Annotated in this window: 22 protein-coding genes; 13 read left to right on the forward strand and 9 right to left on the reverse strand. The window is 60.1% G+C overall.

From position 1 onward, the window contains the following. Window positions 1-45 precede the first annotated feature (45 nt). The 3 genes from HKK55_RS25795 to HKK55_RS25805 all read left to right on the forward strand — a co-directional run bounded on the left by HKK55_RS25795 (window position 46) and on the right by HKK55_RS25805 (window position 3,663). A complete protein-coding gene (locus HKK55_RS25795) occupies window positions 46-1,104 on the forward strand; it encodes a PA0069 family radical SAM protein (RefSeq protein ID WP_169357198.1) in 1,059 nt (352 codons plus the stop codon). Between the two features lie 200 nt (window positions 1,105-1,304). Then, window positions 1,305-2,036 carry a carbonic anhydrase gene (locus HKK55_RS25800; protein ID WP_155582269.1) on the forward strand — a complete coding sequence of 244 codons (732 nt, stop codon included), beginning with the start codon at window positions 1,305-1,307 and terminating at the stop codon, window positions 2,034-2,036. Window positions 2,037-2,121: 85 nt separating this feature from the next. Next, entirely contained in the window at window positions 2,122-3,663 is a 1,542-nt protein-coding gene (locus HKK55_RS25805) for a SulP family inorganic anion transporter (RefSeq protein WP_169357199.1), read from the forward strand. A 67-nt stretch (window positions 3,664-3,730) separates the two neighbouring features. On the opposite strand, the gene HKK55_RS25810 is transcribed toward HKK55_RS25805, so the two are convergent. Then, window positions 3,731-4,378: a hypothetical protein gene (locus HKK55_RS25810; RefSeq protein WP_155582267.1), complete on the reverse strand. Its 648-nt coding sequence runs from the start codon at window positions 4,376-4,378 to the stop codon at window positions 3,731-3,733. 368 nt (window positions 4,379-4,746) lie between these two features. Here HKK55_RS25810 and coxB point away from each other — a divergent pair, with 368 nt between their 5' ends. The 4 genes from coxB (at window position 4,747) to HKK55_RS25830 (ending at window position 9,143) form a co-directional block, all read left to right on the forward strand. Then, a complete protein-coding gene (gene coxB, locus HKK55_RS25815; protein WP_169357200.1) occupies window positions 4,747-5,874 on the forward strand; it encodes a cytochrome c oxidase subunit II in 1,128 nt (375 codons plus the stop codon). A gap of 58 nt (window positions 5,875-5,932) precedes the next feature. Further along, window positions 5,933-7,522: a cytochrome c oxidase subunit I gene (gene ctaD / locus HKK55_RS25820; RefSeq protein WP_063033712.1), complete on the forward strand. Its 1,590-nt coding sequence runs from the start codon at window positions 5,933-5,935 to the stop codon at window positions 7,520-7,522. A 147-nt stretch (window positions 7,523-7,669) separates the two neighbouring features. After that, the gene (locus tag HKK55_RS25825) at window positions 7,670-8,221 is read left to right on the forward strand and encodes a cytochrome c oxidase assembly protein (RefSeq protein WP_169357201.1); all 552 of its coding nucleotides are present in this window, start codon (window positions 7,670-7,672) and stop codon (window positions 8,219-8,221) included. A 34-nt stretch (window positions 8,222-8,255) separates the two neighbouring features. Next, the gene (locus HKK55_RS25830) at window positions 8,256-9,143 is read left to right on the forward strand and encodes a cytochrome c oxidase subunit 3 (protein WP_169357202.1); all 888 of its coding nucleotides are present in this window, start codon (window positions 8,256-8,258) and stop codon (window positions 9,141-9,143) included. A gap of 5 nt (window positions 9,144-9,148) precedes the next feature. Here HKK55_RS25830 and HKK55_RS25835 read toward each other — a convergent pair whose 3' ends face one another. Continuing rightward, window positions 9,149-9,352, reverse strand: coding sequence for a twin transmembrane helix small protein (locus HKK55_RS25835; RefSeq protein ID WP_016978774.1), 204 nt, complete (start codon window positions 9,350-9,352; stop codon window positions 9,149-9,151). A gap of 85 nt (window positions 9,353-9,437) precedes the next feature. Between HKK55_RS25835 and HKK55_RS25840 the strand changes: the two genes are divergently transcribed. Genes HKK55_RS25840 through HKK55_RS25860 form a run of 5 tightly spaced genes read left to right on the forward strand, consistent with a single transcriptional unit; the run spans window position 9,438 to window position 13,352 of the window. Next, window positions 9,438-10,178 (forward strand): SURF1 family protein, encoded by a 741-nt coding sequence (locus tag HKK55_RS25840; protein WP_169357203.1) that lies wholly within the window; start codon window positions 9,438-9,440, stop codon window positions 10,176-10,178. Next, window positions 10,144-10,743: a hypothetical protein gene (locus tag HKK55_RS25845; protein ID WP_169357204.1), complete on the forward strand. Its 600-nt coding sequence runs from the start codon at window positions 10,144-10,146 to the stop codon at window positions 10,741-10,743. Before HKK55_RS25840 ends, HKK55_RS25845 begins: the two co-directional genes overlap by 35 nt. A gap of 10 nt (window positions 10,744-10,753) precedes the next feature. Then, entirely contained in the window at window positions 10,754-11,833 is a 1,080-nt protein-coding gene (locus HKK55_RS25850) for a heme A synthase (RefSeq protein ID WP_169357205.1), read from the forward strand. Further along, window positions 11,821-12,720 (forward strand): heme o synthase, encoded by a 900-nt coding sequence (gene cyoE, locus HKK55_RS25855; RefSeq protein ID WP_169357206.1) that lies wholly within the window; start codon window positions 11,821-11,823, stop codon window positions 12,718-12,720. Before HKK55_RS25850 ends, cyoE begins: the two co-directional genes overlap by 13 nt. After that, the gene (locus tag HKK55_RS25860) at window positions 12,717-13,352 is read left to right on the forward strand and encodes an SCO family protein (RefSeq protein ID WP_169357207.1); all 636 of its coding nucleotides are present in this window, start codon (window positions 12,717-12,719) and stop codon (window positions 13,350-13,352) included. The genes cyoE and HKK55_RS25860 overlap by 4 nt, the downstream gene beginning before the upstream one ends. Window positions 13,353-13,451: 99 nt before the next feature. Here HKK55_RS25860 and HKK55_RS25865 read toward each other — a convergent pair whose 3' ends face one another. Genes HKK55_RS25865 through HKK55_RS25875 form a run of 3 tightly spaced genes read right to left on the reverse strand, consistent with a single transcriptional unit; the run spans window position 13,452 to window position 15,958 of the window. Further along, window positions 13,452-14,225, reverse strand: a complete 774-nt coding sequence (locus HKK55_RS25865) for a MetQ/NlpA family ABC transporter substrate-binding protein (protein ID WP_169357208.1) — start codon at window positions 14,223-14,225, stop codon at window positions 13,452-13,454. 51 nt (window positions 14,226-14,276) lie between these two features. Beyond that, window positions 14,277-14,951: a methionine ABC transporter permease gene (locus HKK55_RS25870; protein WP_155582256.1), complete on the reverse strand. Its 675-nt coding sequence runs from the start codon at window positions 14,949-14,951 to the stop codon at window positions 14,277-14,279. After that, window positions 14,951-15,958: a methionine ABC transporter ATP-binding protein gene (locus tag HKK55_RS25875; protein ID WP_169357209.1), complete on the reverse strand. Its 1,008-nt coding sequence runs from the start codon at window positions 15,956-15,958 to the stop codon at window positions 14,951-14,953. The genes HKK55_RS25870 and HKK55_RS25875 overlap by 1 nt, the downstream gene beginning before the upstream one ends. 266 nt (window positions 15,959-16,224) lie before the next feature. Here HKK55_RS25875 and katE point away from each other — a divergent pair, with 266 nt between their 5' ends. After that, the gene (katE, locus tag HKK55_RS25880) at window positions 16,225-18,366 is read left to right on the forward strand and encodes a catalase HPII (RefSeq protein WP_169357210.1); all 2,142 of its coding nucleotides are present in this window, start codon (window positions 16,225-16,227) and stop codon (window positions 18,364-18,366) included. A gap of 101 nt (window positions 18,367-18,467) precedes the next feature. On the opposite strand, the gene HKK55_RS25885 is transcribed toward katE, so the two are convergent. The 4 genes from HKK55_RS25885 to HKK55_RS25900 are packed head-to-tail and all read right to left on the reverse strand — an operon-like array spanning window position 18,468 to window position 21,285. Further along, window positions 18,468-19,187, reverse strand: coding sequence for a PA5502 family lipoprotein (locus HKK55_RS25885; RefSeq protein WP_169357211.1), 720 nt, complete (start codon window positions 19,185-19,187; stop codon window positions 18,468-18,470). Between the two features lie 37 nt (window positions 19,188-19,224). Next, a complete protein-coding gene (gene znuB / locus HKK55_RS25890; protein WP_169357212.1) occupies window positions 19,225-20,013 on the reverse strand; it encodes a zinc ABC transporter permease subunit ZnuB in 789 nt (262 codons plus the stop codon). Then, window positions 20,006-20,791 carry a zinc ABC transporter ATP-binding protein ZnuC gene (gene znuC, locus HKK55_RS25895; protein WP_169357213.1) on the reverse strand — a complete coding sequence of 262 codons (786 nt, stop codon included), beginning with the start codon at window positions 20,789-20,791 and terminating at the stop codon, window positions 20,006-20,008. The genes znuB and znuC overlap by 8 nt, the downstream gene beginning before the upstream one ends. Beyond that, complete coding sequence (locus HKK55_RS25900) at window positions 20,791-21,285, reverse strand: Fur family transcriptional regulator (RefSeq protein ID WP_178128901.1); 495 nt, start codon at window positions 21,283-21,285, stop codon at window positions 20,791-20,793. The genes znuC and HKK55_RS25900 overlap by 1 nt, the downstream gene beginning before the upstream one ends. Window positions 21,286-21,301 lie beyond the last annotated feature (16 nt).

Genomic DNA, 21,301 nt, shown 5'->3' on the forward strand with positions numbered 1-21,301 from the left:
ATTGCGCCTCTATACTGTATATAAAAACAGTATAGAGGCGTTTTCATGTCCACTCCGTTGCCACCCCGCGGGCGCGGCACCGCCACCAACCTGCACAATCGTTTTGCGCCCACCGTCAGCGTGGCCGAGGATGACGGCTGGTTTCAGGAAGTGCCGCAGACCCAGGGCACTGAAGTCCGCATCGAGACGGCGAAAACCATCATTACCCGCAACAACTCGCCAGACTTGCCGTTTGATCGGTCCATCAATCCGTACCGAGGCTGCGAGCATGGCTGTATCTACTGCTACGCTCGGCCCAGTCACGCGTATTGGGACCTGTCACCGGGGTTGGATTTTGAAACCAAGCTGATTGCCAAGACCAATGCCGCAGACGTGCTGGAACAGCAACTGTCGAAACCTGGCTATACCTGCGCGCCGATCAACCTGGGGTCCAACACCGACCCGTATCAACCCATCGAACGCGAATACAAGCTCACCCGACAAACCCTGGAAGTGCTGCTGCGCTACCGCCACCCGGTGACGATCATCACCAAGGGGTCGCTGATCCTGCGCGACCTCGACCTGTTGACCGAGCTGGCTCGCCAACGGTTGGTGGCGGTGATGATCAGCCTCACCAGCCTGGATGACGAACTCAAGCGTATCCTCGAGCCGCGTACGGCGGCGCCCAAGGCCAGGTTGCGCGCGATCAGGGTGATGCGTGAGGCGGGGATTCCGGTGGGCGTGCTGTGTTCACCGATGATCCCGATGATCAATGACAGTGAACTGGAAAACCTGCTGGCCGAAGCCCACGCTGCCGGGGCGCAAAGTGCGGCCTACATGATGCTGCGCTTGCCCCTGGAAGTTGCGCCGCTGTTCGAGGAGTGGCTGGCGGCCCATTATCCGCAGCGGGCGGCCCACGTGATGAGCCTGGTGCGGCAGGTGCGGGGCGGTGAGGTCTATGACAGCCGCTTTGGCATACGGATGCGCGGTGAAGGGCCGTTTGCCGATCTGCTGGCGCAACGTTTTGCCAAGGCGATCAAACGATTGGGGCTTAACCGCCGGGAAGGGTTTAATCTGGATTGCACCGCGTTTTGTCCTCCGGGCAGGCAGATGGCATTGTTGTAAACTGCCAAGTGAAAGTGAACTTCCGTGTAGGAATAGTCGCGTTTTGATATCACTGAAACCCGCGATCTAGAGCGGTTCATTCAGTTTGAGTTAAGTTTCGGCGGGTACGGTGTTCATCGAGTGACTAATGAGTCGGCGCTGCGGGTTCGGCGCCGAACCGCACCGGGAAACGGCCCTACTCCAACCAAAGAGGATGAATCATGAGTGACAAGGATAAACAGCCGTTGGCTGCGTCGGCTTCAGCCCCTTATGAGGCGGAGTCCGCCGATGCAGCGCTGCAGCACATTGTTGAAGGCTTTTTGCACTTCCATCACGAGATCTTTCCCCAGCAGGAAGAACTCTTCAAGAAGCTCGCCACGGCCCAGAGCCCACGAGCGATGTTCATTACCTGCGCCGACTCGCGCATCGTTCCGGAACTGATTACCCAAAGCTCCCCGGGTGATTTGTTCGTGACCCGTAACGTGGGCAACGTCGTGCCGCCCTATGGGCAGATGAACGGTGGTGTTTCCACGGCCATCGAGTACGCGGTACTGGCCCTTGGCGTGCAGCACATCATTATCTGCGGCCACTCCGATTGTGGCGCCATGCGCGCAGTACTCAACCCCCAGAGCCTGGAAAAGATGCCCACGGTCAAAGCCTGGCTGCGGCATGCCGAGGTCGCCAAGACCATGGTCCAGGACAACTGTGACTGCGCCAACGAAAACGAAAGCATGCATGTGTTGACCGAAGAAAACGTCATCGCCCAGTTACAGCACCTGCGTACACATCCGTCGGTGGCCTCGCGCATGGCCAACGGCCATTTGTTTATCCATGGCTGGGTCTACGATATCGAGACCAGTGAAATCAAAGCCTACGATGCGGACCAAGCGGCGTTCCTTCCGTTGAACGGTACCCAACCGATTCCTTCGGCGACGCCTAAAGCGCGCTTCTAAAACATTCCCCTGCCGGGTAACGCGATGGCTGCCATTTGTGCAGCCAGGCCTTGCCATGCCCGGCGAATGCCTCGGGAGAGTCATCATGCGTGCTGCTCAACTAAAAGCTGTGCTGCCACGGGAGCTGTTGGCATCCGTGGTTGTGTTTCTGGTCGCCCTGCCTTTATGCATGGGGATCGCTATCGCCTCCGGTATGCCACCGGCCAAAGGCTTGATCACAGGGATCATCGGTGGCCTGGTGGTGGGCTGGTTGGCTGGTTCGCCATTGCAAGTCAGCGGCCCGGCAGCCGGATTGGCGGTGTTGGTATTCGAGTTAGTGCGACAGCATGGCATGGCCATGCTCGGGCCTATCCTGTTGCTGGCGGGGTTCCTGCAGTTGGTGGCCGGGCGTTTGCGTCTGGGTTGCTGGTTCCGTGTGACCGCCCCGGCGGTGGTGTACGGGATGCTGGCAGGGATCGGGGTACTGATCGTCCTTTCACAAGTCCATGTGATGTTCGACGGCGTGCCTAAACCGTCGGGCCTGGATAATCTTGTCGGCTTCCCGGCGGCTCTGGTTCAGGCCATTCCGACCTTGGGCGGTGGGCTTGGCTGGCAGGCCGGTTTGCTTGGGCTATCGACGATTCTGGTGATGTGGCTGTGGGATAAATTCCGTCCGCAAAAGCTGCGCTTCGTTCCAGGCGCCCTATTGGGCGTGGGTTTGGCAACGGTGACCAGTTTGGTACTGGCGTTGCAGGTCAAACGCGTGGAGGTGCCGGAAAACCTGGCGGACGCCATCGATTGGCTACGGCCCAGCGACCTGCTGAACCTGGCGGATCCCAGTTTGTTGATTGCAGCCTTCGCCGTGGCGTTTATCGCCAGCGCCGAAACCCTGCTCTCGGCGGCGGCCGTCGACCGTATGCATAACGGTCAGCGCTCTGATTTTGATAAAGAGCTGTCGGCGCAAGGTGTAGGCAACATGCTCTGTGGCCTGGTGGGCGCGTTGCCCATGACCGGCGTAATCGTGCGCAGCTCGGCCAATGTCCAGGCGGGTGCCACCACGCGCTTGTCGGCGATGTTCCACGGTGTGTGGTTGCTGGCTTTTGTGTTGCTGCTGTCCAGTGTGCTGCAAAGCATTCCGGTGGCGAGCCTGGCGGGAGTACTGGTGTACACCGGCATCAAGCTGGTGGACATCAAGGCTTTTCGTGGCTTGGGCCGCTATGGTCGGATGCCGATGTTCACCTACGCCGCCACGGCCTTGGCGATCATCTTCACGGACTTGCTGACCGGTGTGTTGGTGGGCTTCGGGCTGACGCTGGTCAAGCTGGCGTGGAAGGCCTCTCGGCTGAAGATCAGCCTGATCGACCTGCCTCAGGACGGTGAAATGGAATTGCGGCTGACCGGCGCGGCGACTTTTCTCAAGGTGCCGGCGTTAACCCAAGTGCTGTCGACCATTCCGGCGGGTACCACCGTGCATGTACCGCTCAATAACCTGAGTTATATCGATCATTCCTGCCTTGAACTGCTGGAGGAATGGGGGCGTGCCAATGCGGCCAAGGGCTCGAAGCTGATGATCGAGGCGCGCGGGTTGAAGCGTCGATTGGAAGGAAGGGTACGCACGACGACGGGAATAGGGTCGGCGGCTGCCTGAGTAATGTTGAGTCCTGTGGAAGCCGGGCAAACCCGGCTCCCACATTCGATCTTTGCCAGTCGTAAATTTACGCCGGCTGATCCAGCTCCAACCCGACACCCAACTGCCGCGACAGGGACGGCCAGCGCTTCCAGGCCGCTTCGGTATCCGGGCTCTTGAGCTTGTCGCGATAGGCTTCGACAGACTCCAGGGCGAAGCTCTCTTCATTGAGCATCTCGTCCACCGCATGGTGCACGGCTTCATCCAATTGGTTGGCGAACGTTTCACCAATCAATTGGTGGGCGATCAGATTGGCCACGGTGGTATCCAGCGGAATCAGCGGCTGGCCGAAATGCTTGATGTACAGATCGTTGACCTCTTCCACCAGGCGATGAGCCAGGTAAGCCTCGTCCAGCAAGCCGTCCAGGCCTTCGTGGCCGGCCAGGATCGCCAGCGGCTGAAGGAAGAACTGCTCGGCGATTTTCAGCACCGGCTTGATCTGGCTTTCAATACCGGCTTCACGGGCCACGTCGTTGGCTGCGTCGAGCAACTCCGGGACCTGGTCGATATAGGCGGTAACAAAACGCGTCATCACACCCTTGGCGTCAACATCGGGCAGGGAAATAGCGGGGTGCAGATGTGGTAACTGGACCTCCAGCTGTTGAGCAAGCTGGCCAGTGCTGGCTTCGTGTTGATGGGCACGGGAAATCTGCTCGCGCAATGCGGCGGTGTTCATGAAAGCTCCGGGAATACAGGGGTAGGAAAAGGGAGAGGATAAGGTAGCTCGTTTATACGAGCGGCTAAGACGCATTTGGCATAATTATTTCATGGTTATGCGCCGGTGTTATATCGAAATGCCATCGTTCGTCGGATAACCCCCGCCGTCCGCCGGTTTGCCGGCTCCGTTCGTCCATTTTAGTTCATTTGCCCCCTCACATTGCGGGGTGGCGGTCGCTGTCTATACTCGGGTTTGTACGCAATTAGCTGATGACGCCAGACTGCATAAGCAGGCAAGGCTTGGCGGTGTGTTTGCAATTTGGAAGCCGCTCCCTTGGCCGCAGGTGCAAACCGGCGGGATAACAAGAACGATAAGGGGAACCCGCAATGACGCGACATCCACACGTTTGGATGGGCCTACTCTTGTGGTCAGTATTCAGCCAGGCGCAGGCCGCCTGGACGACGAATATGACGCCAGGGGCCACAGAAGTCAGTCACGCCGTGTTCGACCTGCACATGACCATTTTCTGGATCTGTGTGGTGATCGGCATCGTCGTCTTTGGCGCGATGTTCTGGTCGATGATTGTTCATCGACGCTCAACCGGCCAGGTGGCGGCCAAGTTCCACGAGAGCACGACGGTCGAGATTCTCTGGACGGTGGTGCCTTTCCTGATTCTGGTGGCGATGGCTATTCCAGCCACCAAGACCCTGATCAACATCTACGACAGCAGTGAGTCGGATATCGACATCCAGGTCACCGGCTATCAATGGAAGTGGCATTACAAATACCTGGGCCAGGACGTCGAGTTCTTCAGCAACCTGGCCACTCCTGCCGAGCAGATCCATAACCAGGCCGTCAAAGGCGAGCATTACTTACTGGAAGTCGACCAGCCGCTGGTACTGCCGGTGGGCGCCAAGGTGCGCTTTTTGGTGACGGCTGCCGACGTGATCCACTCCTGGTGGGTGCCGGCCTTTGCGGTCAAGCGCGACGCCATCCCAGGCTTCGTCAACGAGGCCTGGACCCGGATCGAGAAGCCCGGCATTTACCGTGGCCAGTGTGCCGAGCTGTGCGGCAAGGACCACGGCTTCATGCCCATTGTGGTGGACGTCAAGTCCAAGGCCGACTACGAAACTTGGCTCGGCGAGCGCAAGGCCGAAGCCGCCCAGCTCAAAGAGCTGACCTCCAAGGAGTGGACCCTTGAAGAGTTGGTGGCCCGTGGCGACAAGGTCTACCACACCACCTGCGTGGCTTGTCACCAGGCCGAAGGCCAGGGCTTGCCGCCGATGTTCCCGGCGCTCAAGGGCTCGCCGATTGCTACCGGCGCCAAAGAGGATCACCTGCATCGCGTGTACTTCGGCAAGCCAGGCACCGCCATGGCTGCCTTCGGCAAGCAGCTCTCGGAAGTTGATATCGCGGCGGTCGTGACCTACGAACGCAACGCGTGGGGCAACAACAAGGGCGACATGGTCACTCCCAAAGACGTGCTGGCTTTGAAACAGGCGGAAAGCAAATGACCTCATTCATTGCGTATTCCCTGAACCGTCCCGCCCACTCGTTTGCAGGAGAAAGGCCATGAGCGCTGTGATCGATGACCACGGTCATGCCGGTGACCACGCTCACGGCCCTGCCAAGGGTCTGATGCGTTGGGTGCTGACCACCAACCACAAAGACATCGGGACCATGTACTTGTGGTTCAGCTTCGCCATGTTCTTGCTGGGCGGTTCATTTGCCATGGTGATCCGGGCCGAGCTGTTCCAGCCGGGCTTGCAGATCGTCGAGCCGGCGTTCTTCAACCAGATGACCACCATGCACGGGCTGGTCATGGTGTTCGGTGCGGTGATGCCGGCGTTTGTCGGGCTCGCCAACTGGATGATCCCGCTGATGATCGGTGCGCCGGACATGGCCCTGCCACGGATGAACAACTTCAGCTTCTGGCTGCTACCGGCGGCGTTCCTGATGCTGGTCTCTACCCTGTTCATGCCGGGTGGCGGGCCGAACTTCGGTTGGACCTTCTACGCCCCGCTTTCCACCACCTATGCACCGGAAAGCGTGACCTTCTTCATCTTTGCCATTCACTTGATGGGTATCAGTTCGATCATGGGCGCGATCAACGTGATCGCCACCATCCTCAACCTGCGCGCACCGGGCATGACCCTGATGAAGATGCCGCTGTTCGTCTGGACCTGGCTGATCACCGCGTTCTTGCTGATCGCGGTGATGCCGGTGTTGGCGGGCTGCGTGACGATGATGCTGATGGATATCCACTTCGGCACCAGCTTCTTCAGTGCTGCCGGTGGCGGTGACCCGGTGTTGTTCCAGCATGTGTTCTGGTTCTTCGGTCACCCCGAGGTGTACATCATGATCCTGCCGGCCTTCGGTGCCGTCAGCTCGATCATCCCGACCTTCTCGCGCAAGCCGCTGTTTGGTTACACCTCGATGGTGTACGCCACGGCGAGCATCGCCTTCCTGTCGTTTATCGTGTGGGCGCACCACATGTTCGTGGTGGGCATTCCGCTGGTGGGCGAGTTGTTCTTCATGTACGCCACGTTGCTGATCGCGGTGCCCACTGGGGTCAAGGTGTTCAACTGGGTCAGCACCATGTGGCAAGGCTCGCTGACCTTCGAGACGCCGATGCTGTTTGCCGTGGCCTTCGTGATCCTGTTTACCATTGGCGGCTTCTCTGGGTTGATGCTGGCGATTGCCCCGGCGGACTTCCAGTACCACGACACCTACTTTGTGGTGGCGCACTTCCATTACGTACTGGTGCCTGGTGCGATCTTCGGGATCTTCGCTTCGGCCTACTACTGGCTACCGAAATGGACCGGCCACATGTACGACGAAACCCTGGGCAAGCTGCATTTCTGGCTGTCGTTCGTGGGGATGAACATGGCGTTCTTCCCGATGCACTTCGTCGGGCTGGCGGGCATGCCGCGCCGGGTGCCCGACTACAACCTGCAGTTCGCTGATTTCAACATGGTCTCCTCCATCGGTGCCTTCACCTTTGGTGCGACGCAGATCTTCTTCCTGTTCATCGTCATCAAGTGCATCCGGGGCGGCAAGCCTGCACCGGCCAAGCCATGGGATGGCGCTGAAGGGCTTGAGTGGAGCATTCCTTCGCCGGCGCCCTATCACACCTTCACGACCCCGCCGGAGGTCAAATGAACAGGTTATTGCGGTTGGAGCGCGGTAAGTGTGAGAGCGGGCTTGCTCGCGAAGATGGTGTGCCAGTCAGTATTTTCATTGGCTGTGAAACCGCTTTCGCGAGCAAGCCCGCTCCCACATTGACCGGATTCGCCTCGGGTGAGCGTCATGTCTGAGTCAGTGCCTATCAAGCGCCTGGTCACCCGCCTGTTGATTCTGGTGGTGGCGATGTTCGCCTTCGGCTTTGCCCTGGTGCCGATCTACGACGTGATGTGCAAGGCGTTCGGTATCAATGGCAAGACGGCCGGGCAGTACGAAGGTGAGCAGATCGTCGACCCATCACGGCAGGTTAGGGTGCAGTTTCTCTCCACCAACGCCATCGACATGGTCTGGGAGTTCCACTCCAAGGCCGACGAAATCGTGGTCAACCCGGGTGCCGTCAACGAGATGCTGTTCGTGGCCTACAACCCTACTGACAAGCCGATGACGGCCCAGGCGATCCCGAGTATTTCGCCCGCAGAAGCGGCGATGTACTTCCACAAGACCGAGTGTTTTTGCTTCACCCAGCAAGTGCTGCAGCCAGGTCAGCGTATCGAGATGCCCGTGCGCTTCATTGTCGACCGCGACATGCCCAAGGATGTGAAGCATTTGACCCTGGCGTACACGCTGTTCGATATCACCGCGCGCCAACCGCCCGTGGCTGTCCATACCGGCGGCTAGGCGTGCCTGCGGGCTCGATTAGGAGAACGAATACATGTCGACTCATGATACGTACTACGTACCGGCGCAAAGCAAATGGCCAATAATTGCTACCCTGGGCATGCTGATCACGGTGTTCGGGTTGGCTACCTGGTTCAATGATCTGAAGGCTGCGCGCCCGGAATCCCACGGCCCGCTGATCTTTTTCGTTGGCGGCTTGCTGTTGGCCTACATGATGTTTGGCTGGTTCGGTGCGGTGATCAAAGAGAGTCGCGCCGGTTTGTACAGCCCGCAGATGGACCGCTCCTTTCGCTGGGGCATGAGCTGGTTCATCTTCTCCGAGGTGATGTTCTTTATCGCGTTCTTCGGGGCCCTGTTTTATGTGCGCCATTTGTCCGGCCCGTGGTTAGGAGGGGAAGGCCATAAAGGTGTGGCGCACATGCTCTGGCCGAATTTCGAATTCACTTGGCCGTTGCTCAATAACCCGGACCCGAAACTGTTTCCGGCGCCCAAAGGCACCATTAGCCCTTGGGGCTTGCCGCTGATCAACACCATCTTGCTGGTCAGCTCCAGCGTGACCATCACCATCGCCCACCATGCTTTGCGCAAAGGCCATCGCGGCGCGTTGAAGATCTGGCTGGCGATCACCGTGTTGTTGGGCTGGGCATTCCTTGGCTTTCAGGCCGAGGAATACATCCACGCCTACAAGGAGCTGGGCCTGACCCTGGGGTCCGGCGTATACGGCGCGACCTTCTTCATGCTCACCGGCTTTCACGGTGCCCACGTGACCATTGGCACCATCATTCTGTTCGTGATGCTGATGCGCATCTTGAAAGGGCATTTCAATGCCGAGCACCAGTTCGGATTCGAGGCGGCCAGTTGGTATTGGCACTTTGTGGATGTGGTGTGGATCGGGCTGTTTTTCTTCGTTTACGTGCTGTGAGGCGCCTACCACGGCGCATGTGAGACCAACTGGCCGCTAAAGAAACCCCAGGCGATCAACGCCACGGTGATCACGGCCAGTACGACACGCACGGTCAAGGCCGTGACGAGGCGATTGGAGTTGCCCTCGTCTTTGACCAGGAAGAACAAGCCACTGAACAGGCTCACAACGGTAGCGATCAGCATCAGGGCAATGGCTGCTTTGAGCATGGTTTGGCTCCGGGGCTCTTTTTTTGGAGGGGCGAGCAATGAGATTCAGTATAGCCAGCGCAGCACCGACCTCTACGGTCGCGCCATGAAACGCTTTCGTCCCGGGATTGCGCCGACGCTGGTGGTGTTGGTGCTGCTACCGCTGCTGGTATTTCTCGGTTTTTGGCAATTGTCCCGTGGCCAGGAAAAACAAGCGCTGTTGGACAGCTACGCGGAGCGCCGCGCTACCGAGCCCATGAGTAGCGAGCAATTGCGTGCTACGGCCGACCCAGCCTTTCGCCGAGTACATTTGCGCGGGCAGTTGGACGCCGAGCACAGCGTGCTGCTGGATAACCGCTTTCGCGACGGCAAGGTGGGCGTCGAGTTGCTACAGCCCTTTCATGATCAGGCCAGCGGTTTATGGCTGCTACTCAATCGTGGCTGGCTGCCTTGGCCTGACCGGCGCACGCCGCCAGTCTTCACCACCCCTGAACAGCTGCTGAATATCGACGCCTGGGTCTACGTAGCGCCCGGGGCCGCTTTCCAATTGCATGCCGATCCGGCAGGCGCGCCATGGCCGCGCCTGCTGACTGCGCTGCACCCCGACACGCTATGGGCGGAGCTTGCGCGCAGCGGGTTTGGCTACGAGGTGCGAGCCGAAGCGGGCCCCGGCACCTACGAAACCAACTGGCCGGTGGTGGCCATGGGGCCGGAAAAACACCTCGGATATGCCGTGCAGTGGTTCGCCATGGCGCTAGCCCTGTTCGGTCTTTACCTCTACCTCGGATGGCACAACGCAAAGGAGAAGCACGATGGGAGCGGCCATGAATCCACTCAACATGTCTGACGCGCCTGCAGCGCCCGACCGGCGCAAGGGGCGCTGGCAACTGATCCTGATCCTGCTGATGGTGATCGGCCCGATGGTGTTGGCCACCTTCATGTACAAGCTGCAGTTCTGGGTGCCGCAAAGCCGCAGTTACCACGGCGAGATGATCGGCAATGGCCAGACCCGCGCCGATATCGGCGTGCAGGCCGAAGAGGATCGCTGGCAGTTGCTGGTCACTGCGCCTGTGGCCTGCGCGGCCGATTGCCAGCAACTGGTGTACCTGGCGCGCCAGCTACAGATCGGCCTGGGGCGCGATGCGTCCCGCGCCAGCCATGCCTTGGCCAGTGCGCAGCCCGTCAGCACCGACTATGACGCCAAGCTCAAGGCCGAGTACCCGCAATTGCAGCGTTACTCCCTGGACCTGTCGACCTTCAACAAAGACGCCGCCGCCCAGGGCAGCGGTGATGCGCAGCTGTGGATCGTCGACCCTCACGGCAACCTGGTGCTGCGCTATGACGCTCAGGTCAAGGGCAAGGATTTACTGAACGACCTGCGTCTGCTGCTGAAACTGTCGAATATCGGATAAGGGCATCGTCATGGCCAAACTTGGATTTCGCCTCGCGCTGTTTGCCACCTTGCTGGCGCTGATTGTGGTGCTGCTCGGCGCCTATACCCGGCTGACTCATGCGGGCCTCGGTTGCCCGGACTGGCCGGGCTGCTATGGCTTCATCAGCGTGCCGCAAAGCGAAGCCCAACTGGCCCATGCCGAACTGCACTTCCCGGACACGCCGGTGGAGGCTGACAAGGGCTGGAGCGAGATGGTCCATCGTTACTTTGCCGGTACCCTTGGTCTGTTGATCGTACTGTTGGCCGCGCGCGCCTGGACCCATCGACATCACCCCGGCCAGCCGCTGAAGTTGCCTTTGTTTTTGTTGGCGGTGGTGTTTGCCCAGGCCGCGTTTGGCATGTGGACGGTGACGCTCAAGCTCTGGCCTCAGGTAGTGACCGGGCATTTGCTCGGTGGATTTGCGACCTTGAGTCTGTTGTTTTTGCTGACCTTGCGATTGTCCGGCGTGTTGCCTGCGCTGATCGTGCCCAAACGGTTGCAGTATTGGGCGACGGCCGGGCTGGTGGTGGTGATCGGCCAGATTGCGTTGGGCGGTTGGGTCAGTTCCAACTATGCGGCGGTGGCCTGTATCGACCTGCCGACCTGTCACGGCCAGTGGTGGCCGGCGGCGGATTTCGCCAATGGATTTCACCTGACCCAGCATATCGGTCCCAATTATCTGGGCGGCCAGCTCGACAGTGATGCACGTACTGCGATTCATCTCACCCACCGGATTGGGGCTTTAGTCGTGACCGTCGTGTTGTCGGGGTTGGCCTGGCAGCTCAAGGTCGTCGGCATGACACGTTTGGCTGGCCTCCTGCTGATCGCCCTTGCGGCGCAAATCAGCCTGGGCCTGAGCAACGTATATTTCCACCTTCCGCTGCCCGTAGCGGTCGCTCACAACGCCGGTGGCGCAGCATTATTGCTGACGCTGGTGCTGATCAATTACCACGCCCGAACCAGCCTGGTCCGGGTTCGCCATCACTTGCCGCTGGGCTGGCGCTTCAGCCCGCGCAGGCGCGTGTCGGGCCTCATCACAATAAAAGGAGAGATGCCATGGCGACCTTGATCGGCGCGGGTCACAGCCAGGCGATCTGGCGTGACTACCTGGAGCTGACCAAGCCCAAAGTGGTGGTGTTGATGCTCATCACCTCCCTGGTAGGCATGTTCCTCGCGACCCGCGCTGGCGTGCCGTGGGCGGTGCTGATTTTTGGCAACCTGGGGATTGCCCTGTGTGCGGGTGGCGCGGCGGCGGTCAATCATGTGGTGGATCGGCGCATCGATGCGGTGATGGCTCGCACCCACAAACGTCCGCTGGCCCAAGGTCGTGTCTCGCCGGCCGCCGCCCTGACCTTCGCCCTGGCGCTGGCCGTGGCCGGGCTGGCCTTGCTGCTGGCGTTTACCAATCCGCTGGCGGCTTGGCTGACCCTGGCTTCGCTGCTGGGCTACGCGGTGATCTACACCGGCTTCCTCAAGCGCGCCACGCCGCAGAACATCGTCATTGGCGGCCTTGCCGGCGCTGCGCCACCCTTGCTGGGTTGGGTGGCGGTTACCGGCCACGTCAGTGCCGAGCCCCTGCTGTTGGTGCTGATCATCTTCGCCTGGACCCCGCCACACTTCTGGGCCCTGGCCATTCACCGCAAGGAGGAATACGCCAAGGCCGATATCCCGATGCTGCCGGTGACTCATGGCGAGCACTACACCAAGGTGCATATCCTGCTGTACACCTTCGCCTTGCTGGCGGTCAGCCTGATGCCCTATGTCATCCACATGAGCGGCCTGCTGTACCTTGGATGTGCATTGGTTCTGGGCGGGCGCTTTCTGCAATGGGCCTGGGTGCTGTACCGTGGCAGTCGGCCGCACGCGGCGATCAACACCTTCAAGTACTCTATCTGGTACCTGTTTTTACTGTTTATCGCCCTGCTCGTAGACCACTACTTATTGTTGAACCTATGACTCGAACTCAAAAAACTGTTTTTATTCTGGTGGCCGCGGTCGCGTTGATCATGGGCCTGACCGTTAACAAAGTACTGTCCGGCAAGGGTCAGGGTGATCCGACGGCGTTGATCGACGCGGGTATCATCCTGCTGCCGCAAAGCCGGCAATTACCGCCTGTGACCATGACCAATCAGGACGGCCAGCCGGTGGTGGTCAATGAGTTGAAAGGCAAATGGAGCATGCTGTTCTTCGGCTACACCTTCTGCCCGGATATCTGCCCGACCACCCTCGCTCAACTGCGGCAGATCAAGAGCGAGTTGCCCAAGGAGGTCGTGGACAAACTGCAGGTGATCCTGGTCAGCGTGGACCCCAATCGTGATAACCCGGCGCAGCTCAAGCAGTACCTGGGTTATTTCGATCCGCAATTCGAAGGGCTGACGGGGGCTTCGGTGGATGACGTGCAGAAGGTCTCCAATGCCGTGAGCATTCCGTTCATTCCGGCGGACACCAGCAAGCCGAACTACACCGTCGACCACAGCGGCAACCTGGCGTTGATCGGGCCGGACGGTACCCAGCGTGGGTTTATTCGCGCGCCGTTGAACAACCAGAAGCTGGTGGCGCAGTTGCCGGGGTTGTTGCAGCGTAAATAAGCCTGGCGGTGGCGCAAAAAAGTGGGAGCTGGCTTGTGTGGGAGCCAGCTCCCACAGTCGATCTCCAGTGTTCCGGAGATCGGGTTTCTTCAAGTTGGATCAGAACGCTGGCAAGATCGCGCCTTTGTACTTCTCAAGAATGAACGCCTTCACTTCGGGTGTGTGCAGCGCCGCAACCAGTTTCTTCATTGCGTCCGAATCCTTGTCGTCCGGACGGGCAACCAGGATGTTCACGTAAGGCGAGTCTTTGCCTTCGATGACCAAAGCATCCTTGGAAGGATCCAGCTTGGCTTCCAGCGCGTAGTTGGTGTTGATCAGCGCCAGGTCAACCTGGGTCAGCACGCGCGGCAGGGTGGCGGCTTCCAGCTCGCGGAATTTCAAATTTTTGGTGTTGCCGGTGATGTCCTTGATGGTCGACAGTATGTTGGTCGGGTCCTTCAGGGTGATCAGGCCGTTGTTGGCCAGCAGCAACAGCGCGCGGCCGCCGTTGGTGGCGTCGTTCGGGATCACCACGTTGGCGCCATCAGGCAACTCGGCGAGCTTCTTGTACTTGCTGGAGTAGGCGCCCAGAGGCTCCAGGTGCACACCGGCAACACTCACCAGGTTTGTACCCTTGGCCTTGTTGAACTCATCCAGGTACGGCTGGTGCTGGAAGAAGTTGGCGTCCAGGCGCTTTTCGGCCACCTGCACGTTCGGCTGAACGTAGTCGGTGAAGACTTTGACCTGCAGGTCCACGCCTTCCTTGGCCAGCGCAGGCTTCACGAACTCGAGGATTTCCGCATGCGGCACCGGCGAAGCGGCCACCGTCAGGGTCTCGGCGGCGTGGGCGGAAAACGCGGCAACGGCGGCGAAAGCAACCAGTAGTTTTTTCATCCAGCAAGCTCCTTGTTCGGGCATTGGCCGGCTTCGCGCCGGCAACGGCCGTTATTTTCGAGAAAAGTGCACCACCAGCTTATCGCCAACGGTTTGCAGAATTTGCACCAGGATCAGCAGCAACACCACGGTGACCACCATCACGTCGGTCTGGAAGCGCTGATAGCCGAAGCGGATCGCCAGGTCACCCAGGCCACCGGCACCCACCACACCGGCCATGGCCGTGTAGGAAACCAGTGTAATCGCCGTCACGGTAATCGCTGCGAAAATGCCGGGGCGAGCCTCGGGCAGCAGTGCATTGGTGATGATCTGGCGGGTGCTGGCGCCCATGGCCTGGGTCGCTTCGATAATGCCGCGATCCACTTCGCGCAGGGCGGTTTCCACCAGGCGCGCGAAGAACGGCGTTGCGCCGACCACCAGTGGCGGAATCGCACCCGCAACGCCAAGGGAGGTGCCGGTAATCAGTACCGTGAATGGAATCATCACGATCAGCAAAATAATGAACGGCAGCGAGCGCAGGATGTTCACGATCAACGACAGCAGGGCGTACAGGCCTTTCTGCTCGAACAGTTGGCGCGGGCTGCACAGGAACAGCAATACGCCCAGTGGCAGGCCCAGCAACACGGTGAACAGCAGCGAACCGAAGAGCATGAGCATGGTGTCGCCGGTGGCGAGCCAGATTTCATACCAGTCGATGTTGGCGAAAAAACTCAACAGGGTCTCCATTAGCGCAGCACCTCCATGTGGACGTCTGCCGCGGTGAAGCGGGCGAACGCCGCCTCCATGTCGCCGCCGGTAACGGCGAGGGTCAATTGCCCGTAGGGGATGTCTTTGATGCGGTCGATACGACCGGCGAGGATGCTGTAGTCCACGCCCGTTTCACGAGCCACGGTACCCAGCAGCGGTGCGTAGGTCGCTTCGCCCTGGAACGTCAGGCGCACGATGCGGCCCGGGACGTGGGCGAAGTCATCGCGCTGCTCGCTTTCGTCGACCTGATCGGCTTCTTGTACGAAGCGCTTGGTGGTCGGGTGCTTGGGGTGTAGGAACACGTCGGCTACAGAGCCTTGCTCGACGATCACACCGGCGTCCATCACGGCCACCTGGTCGCAGACCCGGCGGATCACGTCCATTTCATGGGTGATCAGCACGATGGTCAGCTTCAGCTCGCGGTTGATCTCGGCCAGCAGTTGCAGGACCGAGGCGGTGGTCTGCGGGTCGAGGGCGCTGGTGGCTTCATCGCACAGCAGGATTTTCGGCTTGGTGGCCAGGGCGCGGGCGATGCCGACGCGCTGCTTCTGGCCGCCAGACAACTGCGCCGGATACTTCTTGGCGTGGTCCGACAGGCCGACCCGCTCCAGCAGTTCAGCCACACGCTGGTCAATCTCGCGGCGCGACAACTCGCCTGCCAGGGTCAGTGGCAGCGCCACGTTGTCGGCGACGGTCTTGGACGCCAGCAGGTTGAAGTGCTGGAAGATCATCCCGACCTGTTGCCGAAAACGGCGCAGGCCGTTGGCATCCAGGGCGGTGACTTCTTCGTCATCCACCATGATCTGGCCACCGCTGGGTTGCTCCAGGCGATTGATCAGGCGCAGCAGGGTACTTTTTCCCGCACCGGAGTGGCCAATCAGGCCGAACACCTGGCCGTTTTCGACGCGCAGGCTGGTGGGGTGCAGTGCGGGGATATCCTTACCGGCGACCCGGTAGGTTTTATGGACGTTATGAAACTCGATCACGTAGCGAACCTTGTGGGGCGCATTGAAAAGGGATCAGCGGTTAGCCGGGCGCGCATTTTAGCCTGTCCGTATAGAGGTTCTTAGCATTTATTTCGCATTCAACCAGCGATTTGGCGATAACGCGATCAAAGGTCATAAAAAAGGAACGCTGCAAAAGCGTGTCGGTCACTCATTAGGCAACTCGAAATTCCTGGGTGCCGTGCCTGGGTTTTGCTCAAACGAGCCGGAGACCGCTCTGGCCAATGCAAACGAGGAGTTTTTGTCTGATGAGCACGAAAAAACCAGTGACCCCGCCCAAGAGCGAACTCGCGGGTACCGATACCCTGGACCGGGGCAACACCAATGCCAAGCTGCAAAGCCTGGAAAAATTTCGCTCCGATGCGACGAGCCAGGCGCTGCGTACCAATCAGGGCGTAAAAGTCTCCGATAATCAGAATACGTTGAAGGTGGGGTCCCGAGGGCCTTCGTTGCTGGAAGATTTCATCATGCGTGAAAAGATCACGCACTTTGACCATGAGCGCATTCCCGAGCGCATCGTGCATGCCCGGGGTGTAGGCGCCCATGGGTATTTCCAGTCCTACAAGAACCATTCGGCCCTGACCAAGGCCGGTTTCCTGCGTGATCCGGGGCATAAAACCCCGGTGTTTGTGCGCTTTTCCACCGTGCAAGGTCCTCGAGGTTCTGGCGATACCGTGCGGGATGTGCGTGGTTTTGCTGTGAAGTTCTTCACTGAGGAAGGCAACTTCGACCTGGTGGGCAACAACATGCCGGTGTTCTTCATTCAGGACGCCATCAAGTTTCCTGACTTTGTTCACGCGGTAAAACCTGAACCGCACAACGAGATGCCTACGGGCGGTTCGGCTCACGATACGTTCTGGGATTTCGTTTCGCTGCAGCCGGAGTCGGCACATATGGTGATCTGGGCCATGTCTGACCGGGCGATTCCAAAAAGCCTACGAAGCATGCAGGGGTTTGGCGTTCACACCTTCCGCTTTGTGAATGCCGGAGGTCAGTCCAACTTCGTCAAATTCCACTGGCGTCCTACGGTGGGTACCTGCTCCCTGGTGTGGGATGAAGCGCAAAAGCTGGCCGGTAAAGACACTGACTTCCACCGCCGCGACCTGTGGGAATCCATTGAAGGGGGCGATTACCCGGAATGGGAGTTGGGGGTGCAGATCATTGCGGAAAAGGATGAGCACGCGTTCGACTTTGACATTCTCGACCCCACCAAGCTGATTCCCGAGGAGCTGGTGCCCATCACGCCGCTGGGCAAGATGGTGCTCAATCGCAACCCGGATAACTATTTTGCGGAAACCGAGCAGGTCGCCTTCTGTCCTGGGCATATCGTGCCGGGTATCGACTTCTCCAATGACCCGCTGCTGCAAGGCCGGTTGTTTTCCTACACCGACACGCAGATCAGCCGTCTGGGTGGGCCGAATTTTCATGAGCTGCCGATCAACCGGCCGGTCACGCCATTCCATAATGGGCAGCGCGACGCCATGCACCGCACCACCATCGACAAGGGCCGTGCTTCCTATGAGCCGAACTCGATTGATGGTGGTTGGCCGAAAGAGACGCCACCCGCAGCGCAGGACGGTGGCTTCGAGACCTATCCAGAGCGCATTGACGCCTACAAGATCCGTGAGCGCAGTGAATCGTTCAGCGATCACTTCTCCCAGGCGCGGTTGTTCTTTCGCAGCATGAGCAAGCCTGAGCAGGAGCACATCATCGCCGCCTACAGCTTCGAACTGGGCAAGGTGGAGCGTGAGTTTATCCGGGCTCGGCAGGTCAATGAGATCCTGGCCAATATTGACCAGGAACTGGCCAAGCGTGTGGCGCAGAACCTGGGGCTGCCGGTGCCGAAGAAAGGTACGGTGCCAGAGCGCAAGACGTCCCCGGACCGATCGCCGGCGCTCAGCCAGGCGAATCTATTGTCGGGTGACATCAAGACGCGGAAGGTGGCGATTCTGGCAGCCAACGGTGTCGACGGTGCAGCGATAGCCGCGCTGAAGAAGGCATTGTTGGCCCAAGGTGCTCACGCCAAGCTGCTGGGGCCGACTTCCGCGCCGGTGACCACTGCCGACGGCAAGAGCTTGCCGGTGGATGCGTCTATGGAAGGTTTGCCGTCGGTAGCGTTCGACGCGGTGTTTGTACCGGGCGGCGCCAAGTCGGTGCAGGCGTTGAGTGGCGACGGGGTGGCGTTGCATTACTTATTGGAGGCATACAAGCATTTGAAGGCGATTGCCTTGGCCGGTGAGGCGAAGCAATTGCTGGATGTGCTGAAGCTTACGGCGGATGCGGGGTTGATTGTCGGTGGGGACGCCAAGGCGTTGAAGGCGTTTTTTGCGGCGATTGCCCAGCATCGGGTCTGGGATCGTGAGCCGAAGGCCAAGGCGGTTCCGGCTTAAGTTATTGATCGTTTGTTAGATCGCTTTCGCGAGCAAGCCCGCTCCCACACTTGAATGGATTCACAAATCAAATGTGGGAGCGGGCTTGCTCGCGAATGGCGTTATTCCGCCTTGCGCGGAATCAACACCACTTGCGCCGGGATGTTCTTCAGAATCTGCCGGCGAATCTTCAAGTCATACCCAGAATCGATCCGCTTAACCCGTTTGGTCAGCAACGTGGCCAGCCACGGGTAGTCCTGAGTGCGTGGCGCCTGGATGCTCACGTCACACTGGTAATTCACCACATCGGTGGCGATTGCATCCAATTGGTGGCGCAACTCCTCGATATCGGCGAGGTTCAGCGCAACCGTGGTGCTTTCAGCAGTCGGGTCGATGATCTTGGCCGGTGGCTTGGCTTCGGCGGCTTTCAAGGCAGCTTCGGCCTTATCCAGCTCAGCTTTACGGGCGTGGGCGATGGCACTGTTGACGCCGCCAGTCAGTGCTGGAGCCTTGGGCATCAGGGCCCGGGCACGGCTCAAAGCGGTGGCGGCGGCGTTGACATCACCTTTTTGCAAAACGATCTGGCTGCGCTGCAAGTAGGCTTCGGCCAATTGGCGCTGGTAAGGCTCCAGCGTCGGGTCGTTGGGCGACTGGGCCTGCAGTGCGGCGAGCTGGTCTTCAGCGGTGGCCAGCTCACTGCTGGCGAGGTTTTGTTCCAGCTGTGCGATGGCCGAAGCCCGCAAGTCCGGGGCCTCCGCGGGCACGGGCGGCGTACTTTGACAGGCGCCCAGCAGCAGGGAAAATGCGGCAAGGAGCAGATAACGGGAGGTGAACAGCTTCATTCCTGCGACTCTCTAATTGCGCAAAAAGCGAGCAAGTCTACACCCCACGACGGGGCAGGACAAAACTCAGCAGAAACAGTGCGGCCGCCGTGACCACAATCGACGGGCCGGCCGGAGTGTCCTTGAACCAGGACAGCGCCAGGCCGCCACACACCGCGAGCATTCCCAGCAGGCTTGCGCCAATCGCCATTTGCTCCGGAGAGCGTGCGTGACGCTGGGCGGCAGCGGCGGGAATGATCAGCAGCGACGTGATCAACAATACGCCGACAATCTTCATTGCGACAGCAATCACCACGGCAATCAGCAACATCAGGGTCATGCGCAACGCCGCCACGGGCAAGCCTTCAACAGTGGCCAGCTCTTCGTGGACGGTGATGGCCAGCAAGGGGCGCCACAGGGCCACCAACAGCACCAGCACCGCCGCGCTGCCACCGAGGATCCAGGCCAGGTCCGTCGGGCTGATCGCCAGCAGATCGCCGAACAGGTAGCCCATCAGGTCGATCCGCACTTCATGCATGAAGCTCAGCACCACCAGGCCCAGCGACAGGGTGCTTGGCGCCAATATCCCCAGCAATGTATCGGAGGCCAGCGGCTGGCGCTGTTGCAGGGTCACCAGCAGCACCGCCAGCAGCAGACAGCCGACGGTGACGGCGATGGTCGGGCTGACATCCAGCAGAAAGCCCATTGCCACACCGAGCAGTGCGGCGTGGGACAAGGTGTCGCCAAAATAAGCCATGCGCCGCCAGACCACGAACGAGCCCAGCGGGCCCGCCACCAATGCCAGAGCCAAGCCTGCCAGCAGGGCGTAGAGCAGAAAATCAGCCATGCTTGCAGCTATCTCCATGAACGTGGGTGTGGGGGGCGGATGTGTCGTCGACCACGGCACCATGCAGGTCATGGGCGTGATCGTGGTGGTGGTGATAAATCGCCAGGCTCTGGGCGTTCTTGCCGAACAGTTCGACGAAGGCCGGATCGCCGCTGACTTGTTCCGGGTGGCCGGAGCAGCACACGTGGCGATTGAGGCACACCACCTGGTCGGTGGTGCTCATCACCAGGTGTAAATCGTGGGAAACCATCAGTACGCCGCAGCCGTGGCGGTCCCGCAAGCGGGTGATCAGGCTGTACAGCTCAGCCTGGCCGGCGACGTCGACGCCCTGCACGGGCTCATCGAGCACCAGCAGTTCAGGTTCGCGCAACAGGGCGCGGGCCAGCAGCACACGCTGCATTTCGCCACCAGAGATGCTTTGCACCGGGCTGTCGATGACTTGCTCGGCACCGACTTCCTTGAGGGCGGACAGCGCTCGGGTGCGGTCCACGCCAGGTACCAGGCGCAAAAAACGCAGTACCGACAGCGGCAAGGTCGGATCGACGTGCAGCTTTTGCGGCATATAGCCGACCCGCAGCTTCGGCTTGCGCCAGACGCTGCCGCTGTCGGGCTTGAGCAGGCCCAGTACGGCGCGTACCAAAGTGGTCTTGCCTGCGCCGTTGGGGCCGATCAGGGTGACGATCTGCCCCGGCTCGACGCTCAGCGCAATGTTATCCAGCACGTTTTGCCCGGCGAACGTGACCCCGACCTGCTCCAGGCGGATTAGCGCAGTGCTCATCAAGCCCCCTGGCAACCCGAGCAGATGCCGACCACTTCGACGGTTTGCCCTTCGACCTTGAAGCCGACTTCGGCAGCACTCTTGATGATGCTGTCGCTGATGATTTTTTGTTCAAGCTCAATGGCCGCGTGGCATTCGCGGCAGATCAGGAACTGGCCCTGGTGGGCATGTTCTGGGTGATTGCAGCCGACGAAGGCGTTGAGGGACGCGATACGATGCACCAAACCGTTTTCCAGCAGGAAATCCAGCGCCCGGTAAACCGTCGGCGGCGCGGCGCGGCGGCCGTCCTGCTCGCTGAGCACGCCGAGGATGTCGTAGGCACCCAGAGGCTTGTGGCTCTGCCAGACCAGTTCCAGCACCCGACGGCGCAGGGCGGTCAGGCGCAGGCCTTGACGTGCGCACAGGGCATCGGCCTCCGACAGCGCGGTGTGCACGCAGTGAGAGTGGTCATGGGGACGGCTGGCAAGCGGTGTTTTAGGCATGAGCGGCGACAGATATTTGTGAGAGACG

Origin of the sequence: Pseudomonas sp. ADAK18, from assembly GCF_012935695.1 — a bacterium.
GTDB lineage: Bacteria > Pseudomonadota > Gammaproteobacteria > Pseudomonadales > Pseudomonadaceae > Aquipseudomonas.